The organism is Cupriavidus sp. 01L45 (genome assembly GCF_056399885.1).
The window spans coordinates 63,414-78,071 of sequence record NZ_JBFTSG010000001.1; the positions used below are offsets into that span (position 1 = coordinate 63,414).

At 67.3% G+C, this 14,658-nt stretch carries 14 protein-coding genes; all 14 read left to right on the top strand.

Annotated elements, in window-relative coordinates; genetic code table 11:
* The first annotated feature begins 27 nt into the window (after positions 1 to 27).
* The 14 genes from AC1DT6_RS00350 to nusB all read left to right on the top strand — a co-directional run bounded on the left by AC1DT6_RS00350 (position 28) and on the right by nusB (position 14,576).
* Entirely contained in the window at positions 28 to 3,900 is a 3,873-nt protein-coding gene (locus AC1DT6_RS00350) for a pilus assembly protein (RefSeq protein ID WP_441624841.1), read from the top strand.
* Positions 3,897 to 4,340, top strand: a complete 444-nt coding sequence (locus AC1DT6_RS00355) for a type IV pilin protein (RefSeq protein ID WP_441624843.1) — start codon at positions 3,897 to 3,899, stop codon at positions 4,338 to 4,340. Before AC1DT6_RS00350 ends, AC1DT6_RS00355 begins: the two co-directional genes overlap by 4 nt.
* A complete protein-coding gene (locus AC1DT6_RS00360; protein ID WP_441624845.1) occupies positions 4,337 to 4,882 on the top strand; it encodes a GspH/FimT family pseudopilin in 546 nt (181 codons plus the stop codon). Before AC1DT6_RS00355 ends, AC1DT6_RS00360 begins: the two co-directional genes overlap by 4 nt.
* 128 nt (positions 4,883 to 5,010) lie before the next feature.
* On the top strand, positions 5,011 to 5,469 hold the full coding sequence (locus tag AC1DT6_RS00365) for a type IV pilus modification PilV family protein (RefSeq protein ID WP_441624847.1): 459 nt from the start codon (positions 5,011 to 5,013) through the stop codon (positions 5,467 to 5,469).
* A complete protein-coding gene (locus AC1DT6_RS00370) occupies positions 5,466 to 6,431 on the top strand; it encodes a PilW family protein (RefSeq protein ID WP_441624849.1) in 966 nt (321 codons plus the stop codon). The genes AC1DT6_RS00365 and AC1DT6_RS00370 overlap by 4 nt, the downstream gene beginning before the upstream one ends.
* Positions 6,425 to 7,075: a pilus assembly protein gene (locus tag AC1DT6_RS00375; protein ID WP_441624851.1), complete on the top strand. Its 651-nt coding sequence runs from the start codon at positions 6,425 to 6,427 to the stop codon at positions 7,073 to 7,075. The genes AC1DT6_RS00370 and AC1DT6_RS00375 overlap by 7 nt, the downstream gene beginning before the upstream one ends.
* Positions 7,072 to 9,060 (top strand): pilus assembly protein, encoded by a 1,989-nt coding sequence (locus AC1DT6_RS00380; protein ID WP_441624853.1) that lies wholly within the window; start codon positions 7,072 to 7,074, stop codon positions 9,058 to 9,060. Before AC1DT6_RS00375 ends, AC1DT6_RS00380 begins: the two co-directional genes overlap by 4 nt.
* Before the next feature lie 115 nt (positions 9,061 to 9,175).
* Entirely contained in the window at positions 9,176 to 9,625 is a 450-nt protein-coding gene (locus tag AC1DT6_RS00385) for a type IV pilin protein (protein WP_035863912.1), read from the top strand.
* 1 nt (position 9,626) lies between these two features.
* Positions 9,627 to 10,220 (top strand): pilus assembly FimT family protein, encoded by a 594-nt coding sequence (locus tag AC1DT6_RS00390; protein WP_441624855.1) that lies wholly within the window; start codon positions 9,627 to 9,629, stop codon positions 10,218 to 10,220.
* A gap of 46 nt (positions 10,221 to 10,266) precedes the next feature.
* Complete coding sequence (ribD, locus tag AC1DT6_RS00395) at positions 10,267 to 11,385, top strand: bifunctional diaminohydroxyphosphoribosylaminopyrimidine deaminase/5-amino-6-(5-phosphoribosylamino)uracil reductase RibD (protein WP_441624857.1); 1,119 nt, start codon at positions 10,267 to 10,269, stop codon at positions 11,383 to 11,385.
* Between the two features lie 97 nt (positions 11,386 to 11,482).
* Positions 11,483 to 12,112: a riboflavin synthase gene (locus tag AC1DT6_RS00400; protein WP_441624859.1), complete on the top strand. Its 630-nt coding sequence runs from the start codon at positions 11,483 to 11,485 to the stop codon at positions 12,110 to 12,112.
* Positions 12,113 to 12,379: 267 nt separating this feature from the next.
* Positions 12,380 to 13,492 carry a bifunctional 3,4-dihydroxy-2-butanone-4-phosphate synthase/GTP cyclohydrolase II gene (gene ribBA / locus AC1DT6_RS00405; protein WP_441624861.1) on the top strand — a complete coding sequence of 371 codons (1,113 nt, stop codon included), beginning with the start codon at positions 12,380 to 12,382 and terminating at the stop codon, positions 13,490 to 13,492.
* A gap of 66 nt (positions 13,493 to 13,558) precedes the next feature.
* Complete coding sequence (gene ribH / locus AC1DT6_RS00410; protein WP_035863901.1) at positions 13,559 to 14,062, top strand: 6,7-dimethyl-8-ribityllumazine synthase; 504 nt, start codon at positions 13,559 to 13,561, stop codon at positions 14,060 to 14,062.
* The gene (nusB, locus tag AC1DT6_RS00415) at positions 14,055 to 14,576 is read left to right on the top strand and encodes a transcription antitermination factor NusB (protein ID WP_441624863.1); all 522 of its coding nucleotides are present in this window, start codon (positions 14,055 to 14,057) and stop codon (positions 14,574 to 14,576) included. Before ribH ends, nusB begins: the two co-directional genes overlap by 8 nt.
* The last annotated feature ends 82 nt before the right edge of the window (positions 14,577 to 14,658 follow it).

Consider the following 14,658-nt stretch of genomic DNA (forward strand, 5'->3'; position numbering starts at 1 on the left):
GCTCCTGACCTACGCGGAGATTCTCTGATGACACGCTTATGCCGGATCGCGCTGGCCCTCGTTGTCGCCGGTGCAAGCTTGCTTCCCGTGCCAACGCGGGCGGCCACCGCCTTGACACCGTCCACGGTGGACATTGCGCAGTCGCCGCTCTACGGACGCAACCAGAATGTCAACCCGAACCTGCTGCTGTCGCTGTCGGTGGAGTTCCCGACGGTGGGCGCGGCGTACCGGACCGGCACCTACACCCGCAGCACGGAATATGTCGGCTATTTCAACCCGGCCAAGTGCTACAACTATTCATCCAGCGGGTACTTCGAGATCGCTGGCAATGCCAGCGCCAATCACGAATGCTCGGGCCAGTACAGCGGCAACTTCATGAACTGGGCCACGGCCTCCGCCATCGACATGCTGCGCTTCGCGCTCACCGGTGGCGACCGGGTGGTGGATACCCCCACGGACACCGTGCTTCAGCGCGCCGTGCTGCAGGATGATTTTTTCAACAGCGGTTCCTACTTTCCCGCCAAGACGCTGACCAAGTCCAGTTCCAGCGTACCTTCCGCGGTGACGCCGTTCACCACCGATACGCTTTACATCACGTCGTGCAGCAACAAGGTGTTCTTCGGCACCAAGACCGGCAGCGGCGCTTCGTGCGGCAGCCCGGGCAGCTATGCCAACCTCGGCACCATGTATGCCCGCGTCAAGGTGTGCGATGCGAGCGAAGGCAGTTCCCGCACCGACCTCTGCAAGCTCTACGGCACCAACTACAAGCCAGTCGGCGAAATGCAGAAAAACGCCGACCGCGTGCGCTTCGGCGCCTTCGGCTACCTGAACGACAGTTCGGCCACGCGGTACGGCGGCGTGCTGCGGGCCCCGATGAAGTATGTCGGCCCCAAGATGATCGACGGCAACTTCAGCCAGGTCAGCAATCCGAAGACCGAGTGGGATCCCAGCACGGGCGTCTTCGCTGGCAACCCGGAAAATGCCGGCGAAGGCATCAGCGGCGTGGTCAACTACCTGAACCAGTTCGGCCGCTCGGGCAAGTACAAGGGCCTGGACCCGGTCAGCGAGCTGTACTACGAGAGCATCCGCTACCTGCAAGGCAAGCAGCCCACACCGGAAGCGATCACTGACCTCCAGACCGCCCACAAAGACGGCTACCCCGTCTATACCAGCTGGTCTGATCCGGTCGTCGCGAAGTGCCAGCGCAACTACGTGCTGAGTATCGCCGACATCAATACGCACTGGGATCGCTATGTTCCTGGCAACACCCGCACGACCTATATATCGGGCGGCAAGGCGGTAACCGCAAACGACCCCGTGCGCGCGATCGAGGCCGACGGCTTCGACGCCATGGCCTGGACCAGGAAGGTCGCGGACATGGAGAGCACGACAACCTACGGCAATAGCAAGCCCAACTCCTCGCTGGCCAATATGAGTACGGCCGACACGGGCTCCAGCGGCCACGGTACGTACTACATGGCGGGTGTTGCCTACTGGGCGCACACCTACGGCTTCCGGGCGGATATGCCGTCGTTGCGCGTGACCACCTACACCATCGACGTCAACGAGAACGGCGATGGGACCGTCGGCACCGCGCAGCGCCAGAGCCAGTTGTACCTGGCGGCAAAATACGGCGGTTTCAACGATGTCAACGGCGACGGCAGCCCCTTCACCACGTCGGGCGCCAACAATACCGTCGCTAAAAACGACAGCGAATGGGAAGCGACCCCGACCGGATCCAATGTGCCTGCGACGTGGTTCCTGGCGGGTCAGCCGACCGCCATGATCAAGGCGATCCGCGATATCTTCTCCAAGATCGTCAGCTATGGCGGCACCATCTCCGGCGTCGCGCTCACCTCGTCACGCGTTTCCAGCGGCACCTTCATCTTCGCGCCGGGTTTTGACCAGAACTGGACGGGCAAGCTCTCCGCCTTCGCGCTGAGCAATGACAACGGCATCCAGATCGCAAGCAAGGAAAGCTGGGAAGCCGGCGCCTTGCTCACCGCGCGCAGCGGCGGCGCCGGCTCACGCAACATTCTCACGTGGGTGCCCGCCAGCAGCGGCGCGGGTGCTGGCAGCGGCGCGCCATTCGACTGGCCATCCATCAACAGCGCGCAGAAGCTCTCTCTAAAGCTCAATGCCAACGAAAGCGACAGCGCCGGAACCGCGCGCCTGAACTACTTGCGAGGCGACCGCAGCAACGAGGAATCGACCGGTGGCACCGGCAGCCTGCGCGCGCGCAACTCCATCCTGGGCGACATCATCAACTCCGGCCCGGCCTACGTTGCGGCCCCCTCAACGGCGATCAACGAGTCCGACTACGGTGCCTTCTACAAGCGGTACCAGAATCGCACCCCGGTGGTCTACATCGGTGCGAACGATGGCATGTTGCATGGATTCAACGCACTGACCGGGGCTGAACTCTTTGCCTATGTACCCAATGCCGTGATGGGGAACCTGATCCAGCTGACGTCGTCCAGCTACGTCCATCGGCCCTATGTGGACGCCACGCCCGTGGTAGCGGAAGCCCGGATCGGCGGCAACTGGAAAACGGTGCTGGCATCCGGACTCGGCGGTGGCGCGCAGGGGCTGTTCGCACTCGACGTGACCGACCCGTCAAACGTGGGAGCCGGCAATGTGCTGTGGGAGTTCACCGACAAGGACGATGCCGACATGGGCAACATCATGTCGACGCCGCAACTCGCCAAGCTCTATGTCGGCGTGGACGCGAACAAGGTCCCGCAATACCAGTGGTTCGTGATCACCGGCAACGGCATCAACAACAACCTGAACGACGGATCGAGCAATGCGGCAGCGCCTTCCGCCCTGTTCATCCTGTCACTCGACAAGGCACCGGGCACACCGTGGCGGTTGAATTCGAACTACTGGAAGATTTCGATGGCGGCGGACAGCAACAGCACCGTCGCCAACGGACTGGGCTCACCGTCCCTGGTGACCCTGGCCTCGCGCCAGACCGTGGCCGCCTATGCCGGCGACCTGCAAGGGCGGCTGTGGAAATTCGTGCTTGGCGGCGGCCCTTCCACCTGGAACGCCAGTGGGGCGCTGCCCTACTACGGCGGGGGCAACCTGGGCCAGCCGCTGTTCCGGGCCCGCGATGCGAGCGGAAATCCGCAGGCCATCACGATCCAGCCGCAGTGGGTCTATGCCCCGGGCGGCTATATGGTGGTCTTCGGCACGGGCAAGTATTACGAATCGGCCGACACCGGCACAGGCTCCTCGCAGCCCCAGAACTCGATGTACGGGGTCTACGACAGCGGCGGCGCCCAGGCTGTGAGCGGGCGCTCCGTGCTCAACCGGGTCACGCTGAAGGCCAACTCGAATGGCGGCTACGACTTCAGCAGCAGTGCCTACAGCCTCGGTTTCCCCACCAAGGACAAACCCGCCCCGAGGGCCGGCTGGTACTTCGATTTCGTCGACAGTGGCGAGCGCCAGGTCACTTCGCTCGTCTCCGCGTACAGCCAGATCTGGTTCAATTCGTTGATGACGGGGGCCGATCTGTGCGGTGCCGGCAGCGGCAGCCATAGCTATCAGCTGTCCGCGCTGACGGGCATGCCGATCTCGGGCACCAGCACGGGCACGCCGGTCACGGCGCCCAGCTCAGGGACGACGTCGACCCTCGGTATGCTCGGCGCGCCGGTGCTGATCCAGACCTTGACCACTGTCGACAGCCAGCGCAATTCCGTCGGCCAGGTGACCACGAACAAGACCATTGATGTCTACTCCTTCGGCGCCAGCGGCGGCGGCCGCACGGGGGGCGCCAAGTTGTCCAGCAACCCATATGCCGACACGACCGCAACGCCTGGCTTGACTCCGGGCGGCCTGCCCATCACGGGCCGGTTGGGCTGGCGCGAGATCCGCAACTTCGGAGCGACGAAATGAACTGGCGCAGGCGTGCGGTACGCGGCTTCACGCTGATGGAGCTGCTCATCATCGTCACCATCATCGGCATCCTGGCGGCGATTGCGTATCCGAACTACACCGAGTACGTTGCACGCGGCCGGCGTGCGGAAGCCAAGGCGGCGATGCTCAATGCCATGCAGGCGCTCGAGCGCCATTACGGGCAATTCAACACGTATGCGGATTCCGCCGATCCGACCAAGGGATGGCAGGGCTTCCCCCTGCAGTCCAACAGCAATCTCTATACGTTATCCGCCCTGGCGTGCGGCGCGCTCAGTTTCAATGAATGCGTGCAGGTCAATGCCGTCCCCAGGCTGACTGACGCCACATGCGGCACGCTGCTGCTGCGTAGCACTGGCGAACAGGGCATCCTGGTCAGCAATGTATCGAGCTTCACCAACCTGCCACAGGCTTGCCAATGACGCGCGTCCGCCCCGCCCGCCCATCGCGCGGCTTCACCCTGATCGAGCTGTTGACCACCATAGTCGTGATGACCATCCTGGTTGGCTATGCCATGCCCAGCTTTACGGGTTTCATGCAGCGCAACGCGCTGAATGCCGAGGCAGGGGCGCTCGCGTCCGCGCTGGGCACCGCACGCGCCAATGCCATCTCGCACAATACCTGGGTCACGGTCGCGCCCGTCAACAACGACTGGCAGAACGGCTGGACGGTATGCCTGAACCCCGCCCGCAGCGCCGACTGCTCGTCGGGCCAGACCATCCTGCTGCAACATGCCCAGCTGCCACGCAACCTCACCATCAGTTTCACCGGAACGCCGCAGGTCAGCGTGCTCTCCTATTCCCCCGTGGGCTACACCCGCACACTGACCGACGCCATGATGTCGGCGCAGATCCTGGTGACGCTCGGCAGCGACAGTCAGACTCGCCTCATCGACGTCAGCCAGCTAGGCCGGGTCCGCGTCTGCACTCCCGATACAGCCCAGCCGACGGCTTGCAAGGCGTAGTACGAAGGCGCGCAAGCGGATGATTCTCGCCAGTCCGCTCATACGCACCGTAGTCAGCACAATCCGCAACGTTTCACCCCGTTGTTTGACGTTATCGTCGGCACCTCTGCCCAACTTGCGAGCGTGCCGTGCCGATCCTCCATGCTGCCCTGACCGCCATGCCGGTTCCGCGCAACACGCGGGCCAGGCGACGCGTTGCCGTGCGCCGCCCGACAGGCGGCTACCTCCTGGTCGAGTCCCTCACCGCCCTGGCGCTCCTCGCGATCGGCATGCTTCCGCTTGCCACGCTCGCACCTGTCGCGCTCGGCGCGCTGCGCCACTATGAAGACATCGGGCACGCGACGCGTGCCGCCGCTGAACTGGCGGAGTTGGAGGATCCCCGCCTGGCGCTGTCGCCGCTGCACGCCCGCGGCATCGGCGCGCCTCATCTGCAACTGTGCCGGTCGCTCGCTCCGGCGGGCACGGAGCATGGCCTGCCGGGTTGCGCACCCGGGCGGAGGCTGGCGGTCGTGGGGCCGCTGCCTCGTTCCGCTAGCCCGGACGACGAAGCTGCATTGCGCGCCGTCGCGCTGTGGATCAGGCCATGAGACGCCTTTGCAGGCACGGCATCCGCATCTGGGGCGACACGCGTCCCAAGCGCCCGCGAGGCTTCTCGCTGATCGAACTGATGATCGGACTTGCGCTTGGCATGCTCGCAGGCGCGCTGGCTGCGTCGGCTTTCCACGCGGTACAAGTCGCCTACCGCGCCGCGGTCGACCTTGTGCTGCTGGAGGAGCGGGGCCAACGTGCCATTGCCGTGGTCTCCCACCTGATCCGGCACGGCGGCTGGCGGCCGCCTGGTGCAACCGCGCTGCCCGACACGCCACCGGCGCTGTCCGGGCGCGACGATTGCGGCCAGCCCGGCATTGCCGCGCAACCCACCTGCGCGCGCCGCGGTGTCAATGGCAGCGACGCGCTGCTGGTGCGCTTCAGCGGCAGTGGGCGCGCGCAAGATCCCACGCTGCCCGACCAGACCATGACCGACTGCAGCGGCTATGCGCTCCCGGCTGCCAGCGCCGGCGGCGATGCCATCGGAAGCAGCGGTACTTATGCTGGCGCGAACTTGCTCTATGTAGCCAACGGTGCCGATGGCGAGCCGCAACTGTTGTGCCGCTATTCCAGCCGGCGCGACGGACGGGTGCAGCAGGGCAACTGGACTTCCGGCGCGCTGGTGCGCGGCCTGGAGACAATGCAGTTGCGCTACGGCATCGATACCGATGGCGACGGCAAGGCCGATATGTTCCTGCGGGCCGAGGAGATCCGCGCCAGGGGTGAAGCGGCCTGGCACGAGGTGCGGGTAGTCCAGGTGGCACTGGTGCTGCGTGGCGAACGCCCGTTGCCCCGGGCTGCCGCGGCCGCCGCGCTTGTCTTGTTTCCGCCGCCGGGGCCGGGCGCGCATGGCGGCGACCTCGTCTTCGATCCCCCTCCCGGGTCCACCTTGATGCGCCGCGTGTTCTCGACATCCGTGCGGCTGCGCAATGCAAGCCCTTGCGTGGAAACGCTATGTTGAATCCGGCGTGGACGCCAGGCGTGCCAATGCAGCGCGTGGCCACAGTGCACCGCAAGCGTGCCGGCGGAAGCACCACACTGCTGCTGACAGCCACGATGCTGCTGCTTGTGGTTGCCACCACCCTGGCCGGCCTGCATTTCCTGCTCTCCAGCCGTCAAGTGACCACATACCAGTTGGAACGCGAAATCGCCTTTCGCGCGGCGGAGACGGCGTTGCTCGATGCGGAAGCGGAACTGCTGGAGGCGCTGCGCGCCGGCGCTGCCGGGGCCGACGCGCGCCTTGCCGCGTGGCCGCCGCCTGGCCGGTGCGGCATCGGAGCGCAACTGGGGCTGTGCCGGCCTGCGGCGAACTCTCCGCCGCCGTGGGAGGAATGGCTCGCGGCGCGCCGGCCGGATGAGGCCACCGGCATTGCGCTGGGCACCTTCAGCGGCACCACCTTGCCCGGCTTGCCGGCCGGAACGGCAGGCGTCGACAGCTTGCCACGCTATGTCGTGGAATTACTGCACGAGCGCCCGCCCGGCGAATGGCTGGGAGCGGACTATGCGGCTGGCGCGGGACCGCGGCTGCGCTTTCGCATTACGGCGCTCGGCAGGGGAAGAGACATCGCGGTACGCAGCTTGCTGCAAAGCGAGTTCCAGCCATGACCCTCTTCGCCCGGTGTTGCATCGCGCTGATTGCCCTCCCCGCGTGGCTGCCGTGTGCCGGCGCGGCGCGGGGCGCGGACGCTTACGTCGCGGAGCCTGGCATCCATGCCTGGAGCGGCCGCCTGCGCAGCCTGGCACTTCCATCGGGCGAGCACGAGGTAGCGCAAGCGTTGCCGCCGCCGGCCTGGGAGGCGGGCGCACTGCTCGACATGCGCGATCCCGAGTCGCGCCGCTTGTTGACGGCGCTCGCCGGCTCCGACGAAACGCCGACGCGACTAGCTCCGCTGCAATGGGAAGCACTGGATACCTCGACGCGCGCTCTGCTCGATCGAGCCGGCTCCGAAGGGCCTCACGACGGCGAGGGCCGGGACCGGCTGGCACGCTTGCGTGGCGCACGCCAGGCGCCGGACCCGGCAGTGCCGAAGTCACCGGTGTCCGGGACCGGACGACTGGGACGCCCGGCCGGCACGCCACCGGTAATGGTTCCGCCTCCCTCCTGGCTGCCCGGCCGGCCCGGCCACGCGGATTTCGCCGCGTTGCACAGCGCGCGCCCGGCGCTGGTCTGGCTGGGCACGCGCGACGGCTTGCTGCACGCGTTCGAGGCGAGATCCGGCAAGGAAGTGCTCGCATTCCTGCCGCGCAGCTTGCTGAGCCAGGCCGCCGGCTGGGCATCGCGGACGGCAAGCCCGGCTCGGGCCGTCACCGCGCCCGTTGCGCCGTGCCCTTACCCTGAAGCGGCGGACGTGGCGCTGGAACCCGGGCGCTGGCGCACCGTCCTGCTATGTGGCGTGCCGGCCAACCCGCCCGGCGAGGAAGCGCGGGCAAGCGTGTTCGCCCTCGACATCACCAGCATCTCCGACCATGCCGCCCAGCCTCCGCCGGCGCTGCTCTGGGAAACCACGGCTTCCGGCACGCTGCCGCTGGCGCCTGCCGGGCCTGTCCGCGCCTTGGCGCTAGCCACGCCTGAAGGTAGGCGCTGGTATGCCATGGCTACGCTGGCCGCCGCGCCGGACGGCAAACTCCCGTCCGGCGGGCCACATCGCAATCCATCCGCGCGGCAGGCAGGCCTCGCCCTGCTGCCGCTGGACAAACCCACCCGCGCCCCGTGGCATGGGCGGTATGCGATACCGCGGCTACACCTGCCTGACCACGGTTGCGGGATCGCCGGCGCCCGCCCCGCCTTGCTGGCGGCGAGCGTCTTGCCGGACGCTTCCGGCATGGCCGTGGCAGCCTATGCCGTGGATGCCATCGGCAGGCTCTGGCGCTACGACCTGCGCGGCGCGGCGCCATGGCACGATAGCGGCCAGCGCGTTCGCTGCATCCACCGCGTGGAGAATTCCTTGCCATGGCCGAGCGGCACGGCAACGGCAGCGGCACCCGTCCTGATCGCCGCTCCCGGAGGCCACCTCGCGGTGTACGGCAGCGGCATTCACATTGCCGCTGTCTTCGACAGCGCCGCCCTCGCGGAGGCGGGAGACGCCGGGGCCGGGGCTGCGCGCGTCGCGGCCCACTCCCGCGGAGACGGCGTCGTGCTGCGCCGCCAGCCCCGCGAAGCAGACCGCCCCGGTCAGCCAGCGACGGCAGGCTGGCACCTGACCTTTCCCAACCCCGGCGAACGGCTGGACCGGCTCATTCCCGCCGATCCGGGCTACCTCGGCGTGGTGACGCGCACGCCCGATGCACATCAGCGCATTTACCTGATTCATGCGTTGAGCGGCGAGTCCACCATCAGCGAGCATGCCGGAGGCCCCCTAATTTATGCAACGACCGGGCTGGACGCGGGTGCCCATGCGGCGGTCGTTCTTGGCCGCGTGCCGCTACCACCCGAACGATCCCCACAGCCCGGGATCGCCTCACGCGAGGCCGTGGCGCTCACGCTCTGGTCCCTGGAGCATGGGCGTGCCGTCCCGCATAACCGCACTGTCGCCAGCCGCCGCACCGGCCGCCTTAGCTGGCGCGAACTGATCCGCTCCGGCTCGCCATGAGCCACCCCTTGCCAAAACCGCCACCCGGCACGTGGCCAGGTACGTGCCCCCAATCAATCGCCGGAAACCGGGTGCGCTCCCACGCATCGGCCGGCGGCCGCCATGGAGAATGCGCATGACGCACCACCCTCGCCCGCCCGGATTCACCCTGCTCGAAATGCTGGTCACGCTGACGGTGATGACCATCCTCACGGCGATGGTCGTGCCTGCCTGGCATCGGCATATGGAGCGAGGCTGGCGCGCCGAGGCGCGCAGCGCCATGCTTGGCGCGATGCTGGAACTGGAGCGCCACGCGCTGGCCACCGTGAGCTTCGCGAGTGAACCCGGCGGCGCGGTGGTAGCCGGCAAATGGCCACTGCCCGTGCCAGCGCCGCCGGCGCGCCCGCGTCACTGGATCAACGCCAGCGCCTGCCCGAGCGGCGGGCTGGAGCGCTGCGTCGAATTGCGCGCCGTGCCCCAGGCGCCGGACGCGTCATGCGGCACGCTGATTCTGCGTAGTACCGGCGAGTGGCTTGCGCAGCCCGCGTTGGCGGCAAAGCCGGTGCCGCTGCCGCGGGCTTGCTGACATGCCGGGGCATCGGCCTTCGCATGGCCGCCGGCATCGAAGCGGCGGCGCAACACTCGCCGAACTGCTGACCTGCCTGGCCGTGCTGTCCATGCTCGTGGCATTCGCCTACCCGTCCTGGCAGCGCTTGCTGGCGCGGCAGCAGGTGGTACTGGCGGCCGACCGGCTCGCCGGCTCGCTGGCACTCGCGCGCGCCACCGCCGTTGCCCGGCGCGCGGACGTATTGCTGGCGCCCTTGCCCGGCGCGGCAACGCTGGACCAGGGCTGGCGCCTGACACTGCCGCCCTCCGGCACCGACGGGCCTGACCGGCACGATGGCGACTTGCTGGCCATGGTCGAACTGCACAGCGCCTGCCTGCGCATCGCACTGCGTTCGACCACGCAAGGCAACCATACGCTGCACATGGCAGCTGTGGGATACTCTCGCTCAGAGCAAGGCGGTTTCCTCGCCGCCACCTTCACCGTGACCTGCCAGGGTGAACAGCGGCAACTAAGGCTCGGTGCCCACGGTCGCATCCGCCTGTGCACGCCGGGCCAGGATACCGATTGCGGTGGTCCCGACCAGCCCCCCGCCGCCCTGACACTTGAAGACTGAAACCAACCTCAACTCGCCGCCCGCGCGGCAGGAAGCACCAGGCCTCATGTTCTCCGATACCGACCACGCAGCCATGGCACAAGCTCTCGCGCTAGCGGCGCGAGGCATGTACACCACCACGCCCAATCCGCGCGTTGGCTGCGTTTTGTCCAAGGACGGCAAGATCATCGGCCAGGGCTTCACGCAACCCGCCGGACAGGATCACGCCGAGATACAGGCGCTCAAGGACGCCGCCGCGCGCGGCAACGATCCGGCCGGCGCCACGGCCTTCGTCACGCTGGAGCCTTGCAGCCATTTTGGCCGGACGCCGCCCTGCGCGGATGCGCTGGTGCGCGCCGGCATCGCGCGCGTCGTAGCGGCCATGGAAGACCCGAATCCCACCGTTTCCGGCCGCGGCTTGCAACGGCTGCGCGAAGCCGGCGTGGACGTGCGCTGCGGGCTCCTGGAAAAAGAAGCCCGCGAACTCAATATCGGATTTGTCAACCGCATGACGCGCGGACTGCCCTGGGTGCGGATCAAGGTTGCCGCCTCGCTCGACGGCGGTACCGCGCTGCACGATGGCACCAGCCAGTGGATTACCGGCCAGGCGGCACGCGACGATGGCCATGCCTGGCGCGCGCGCGCAAGCGCCATCCTCACCGGCATCGGCACCGTGCGCGACGACAACCCACAGCTGAATGTGCGCGCCGTGGACACGCCACGCCAGCCACAGCGCGTGGTGGTGGACTCCCGGCTGGAGATCCCGCTGGACGCACGCCTGCTGACACCGGACACCGGCGATTTTGCCAAGCCGGTGCTGGTGTTCTGCGCATTCGACGACGGCGCGCGCCGGCGCGCGCTGGAGGCTCGCGGCGCCGAGGTGGTGGTGCTGCCCAATCCGCACGGCAAGGTGGAACTGCGCCACATGCTGGAAGAACTTGGGCGGCGCGGCGTCAACGAGCTGCATGTGGAAGCCGGGTTCAAGCTGAACGGCTCGCTGATCCGCGAGCATTGCGCCGACGAACTGCTGGTCTACCTGGCGCCCAAGCTGCTGGGAGATGCGCAAGGCATGTTCCAGTTGCCGCCCCTAGCACGGCTGCAGGACGCCGCGGCCTTCCGCTGGCACGACGTACGCATGATCGGGGAAGACCTGCGGCTGATCGCACGCCGCGCCGACCACGCCTGACCGCCTGCCGCCCCCCCCGACAGGAAGCCGCGGGCAAATACGAACTGGCGCCGCACCTGCTAGCATGCGTGTTTTCCCATCGCATTTCGCACCGACCATGTTCACTGGCATTGTCGCGGCCGTCGGCCGCATCGAATCCGTTTCCCCGCTGGGTGCCAGCGAAGCCGCAGCCGACGCCGGCGTGCGCCTGCGCATCCGCGCTCCCGGGCTTGACCTGTCCGATGTCATCCTGGGTGACAGCATCGCCATCCAGGGCGCTTGCATGACGGTGATCGCGCTGGACGGAGACGCCTTCGACGTGGATGTATCGCGTGAGTCACTCGACAAGACCGCCGGCCTCGACAAGCCAGGCCGCGTCAACCTGGAAAAGGCGCTGACCCTGGCCGACCGTCTCGGTGGCCATCTGGTATCCGGCCATGTCGACGGGCTAGGCGAAGTCACGCACTTCGCTCCGGTGGGCGAATCCCACGAGTTGCGCGTGCGCGCCCCGCGCGAGCTCGGACGCTACCTGGCCTACAAGGGGTCGGTGGTAGTCAACGGCGTATCGCTCACGGTCAACAAGGTCATTGACGAGCAGGACAGCTGCACCTTCTCGATCAACCTGATCCCCCACACGATCGAGGTCACCACGCTGCAGGATCTCAAGCCCGGCGCGCGCGTGAACCTGGAGATCGATCTGATCGCACGGTACGTGGAACGCATGCTGAGCGCGCCGAAAGCCGCCTGATATGCGCTCTTCCAGGCGCCGCTAGCCGGCCGCCATTGCCACGCACCCCAAGCACCAACCGCCACAGGGAAGTCCCCGGCGGGCAGCGCGCGCCTTGCGGCGCGCGGTTGACGTACAATATTGGGCCAGACCGCTGCCGCGGCCGGCCGGTTTCCCCCAAGGCGGGTCCCGGCGAGCCGGTGCCGACAGCCGGCCAGCAAGCCATCCCGCCCGAAATTCAGCCAGAATTCCAGCCCCAACCTCAGCCCGCTTTCCAGCCTGCATGCCATGACAATCGCCCGTACAGAAGAAATCATTGCCGAAATCCGTGCCGGCCGCATGGTTATCCTGGTTGACGAGGAAGACCGCGAGAACGAGGGCGACCTGGTGCTGGCTGCCGATTTCGTCACACCGGAGGCGATCAACTTCATGGCCAAGTATGGCCGCGGCCTGATCTGCCTGACGCTGACCGCCGAGCGCTGCCGCCAGCTTGAGCTGCAACCCATGGTCAGCCGCAACGGCACCGTCCACGGCACCAACTTCACGGTATCGATCGAAGCGGCCGAGGGCGTCACTACCGGCATTTCGGCAGCCGACCGGGCCCGTACCGTGCAGGCCGCCGTGGCAAAGGACGCCCGCGCCACAGACCTGGTCCAGCCCGGCCATATCTTCCCGCTGACGGCCCAGCCCGGTGGCGTGCTGATCCGCGCGGGCCATACCGAGGCCGGCTGCGACCTGGGCGCCCTGGCCGGCCTTACGCCGGCTGCCGTGATCTGCGAGATCATGAAGGACGACGGCACCATGGCGCGCCTGCCCGACCTGGTCGAGTTCGCGCAGGAGCATGACATCAAGATCGGCACCATTGCCGACCTGATTCACTACCGCAGCCGCACCGAGAGCATTATCGAGCGCGCCGGCGAGCGCACCATGCAAACGCCCTACGGCACCTTCAACAGCATCATCTATCGCGACAAGCCGAGCGGCCGCGCGCACCTGGCGCTGGTCAAGGGTGCGCCGCAGCCCGACCGCGAAACGCTGGTGCGGGTGCACGAGCCGCTGTCCACCCTGGACCTGCTCGAAGTGTCGCGCACCACGCATTCGTGGAGCGTGCCCGCCGCGCTCGAGGCCATCGCCCAGGCCGATCACGGCGTGATGGTGCTGCTGAACTGCGGGGACACGGCGGAGCAGCTGTTCACGCAGTTCTCGGCCCTTGATGCCCCGCAGAATCGCCCCCGTGTGAAGCCGGACCTGCGCACCTATGGCACCGGCGCCCAGATCCTCAAGGATCTCGGCGTGGGCAAGATGCGTGTGCTGGCTTCCCCGCTGAAAATGCCGAGCATGACCGGCTATGACCTTGAAGTGACTGGCTACCAGCCCATGAGCGGCGGCCAGGCAAACTGAACTACCGGATATCCGGCGGCCGCAATCCTATCGCCGGCCGCCACCCCGAACCCAGGAGAACACAAGATGGATCACGGTTTCTATCCCAGCAACCTCGAAGGTGAAGGCCTGCGCATCGGCATCGTGCAAGCGCGCTTCAACGAGCCGGTTTGCGACGAACTGCGCGAAGCCTGCGTGGCCGAACTGGAAAAGCTGGGCATCGAAGGCGAGGACACCCTGGTGGTGACCGTGCCCGGCGCCCTCGAGATTCCGCTGGCACTGCAAAAGATGGCCGAAAGCGGCCAGTTCGACGCACTGATCGCGCTTGGCGCGGTGGTCCGCGGCGAGACCTACCACTTCGAGCTGGTCTCGAACGAATCCGGCGCCGGCATCACCCGCGTCGGGCTGGACTTCAACGTGCCCATCTCCAACGGCATCCTGACCGTCGACACCGACGCCCAGGCTCACGCCCGCACCCGCGAGAAGGGCCGCGATTGCGCCCGCGCCGCGGTGGAAATGGCAAACCTGGTCTCCGCGCTGGATTCGCTGCGCGGCCAGGAAGAGGATGAAGACGAGGACGACGATGAGTGACGCGCCCGATAGCAGCAACCCCGCCGGCAAGCCGGCGGACGACGCCGGCGCCAAGCCCGCCGCCAAGTCCGAGCCCAAGGCAGCGCCCAAGAGCGCGCGCCGCCGCTCGCGCGAACTCGCACTGCAGGGCCTGTACCAGTGGCTGCTGAATCGCAACGATACCGATGCGATCCAGGCCCATCTGCACGACGCCCAAGGCTTCAACAAGGCTGACCGCGAGCACTTCGACGCCCTGCTCAATGGCGCCATCCGCGAAGAAACCAGGCTGACCGGTGCGTTCGAGCCTTTCCTGGACCGCCCGGTGGCCGAGCTGTCGCCGGTGGAGCGCGCTGCCCTGCTGATCGGCAGCTACGAGCTGATCCACTGCGTCGACATCCCGTACAAGGTTGTCATCAACGAAGCCGTGGAACTGACCAAGACCTTCGGCGGCGTGGAAGGCTATAAATACGTCAACGGCGTGCTGGACAAGCTGGCCGCCAAGGTGCGCGCGCCCGAACTGGCCGCCCGACGCTGAGCGACGGCAACCTGCGCCGTTCACGGCGCCAGGCTTGCCGTTCAGACACCCGCTCCGGCGGGTGTTTTTACTTCTACGCCGA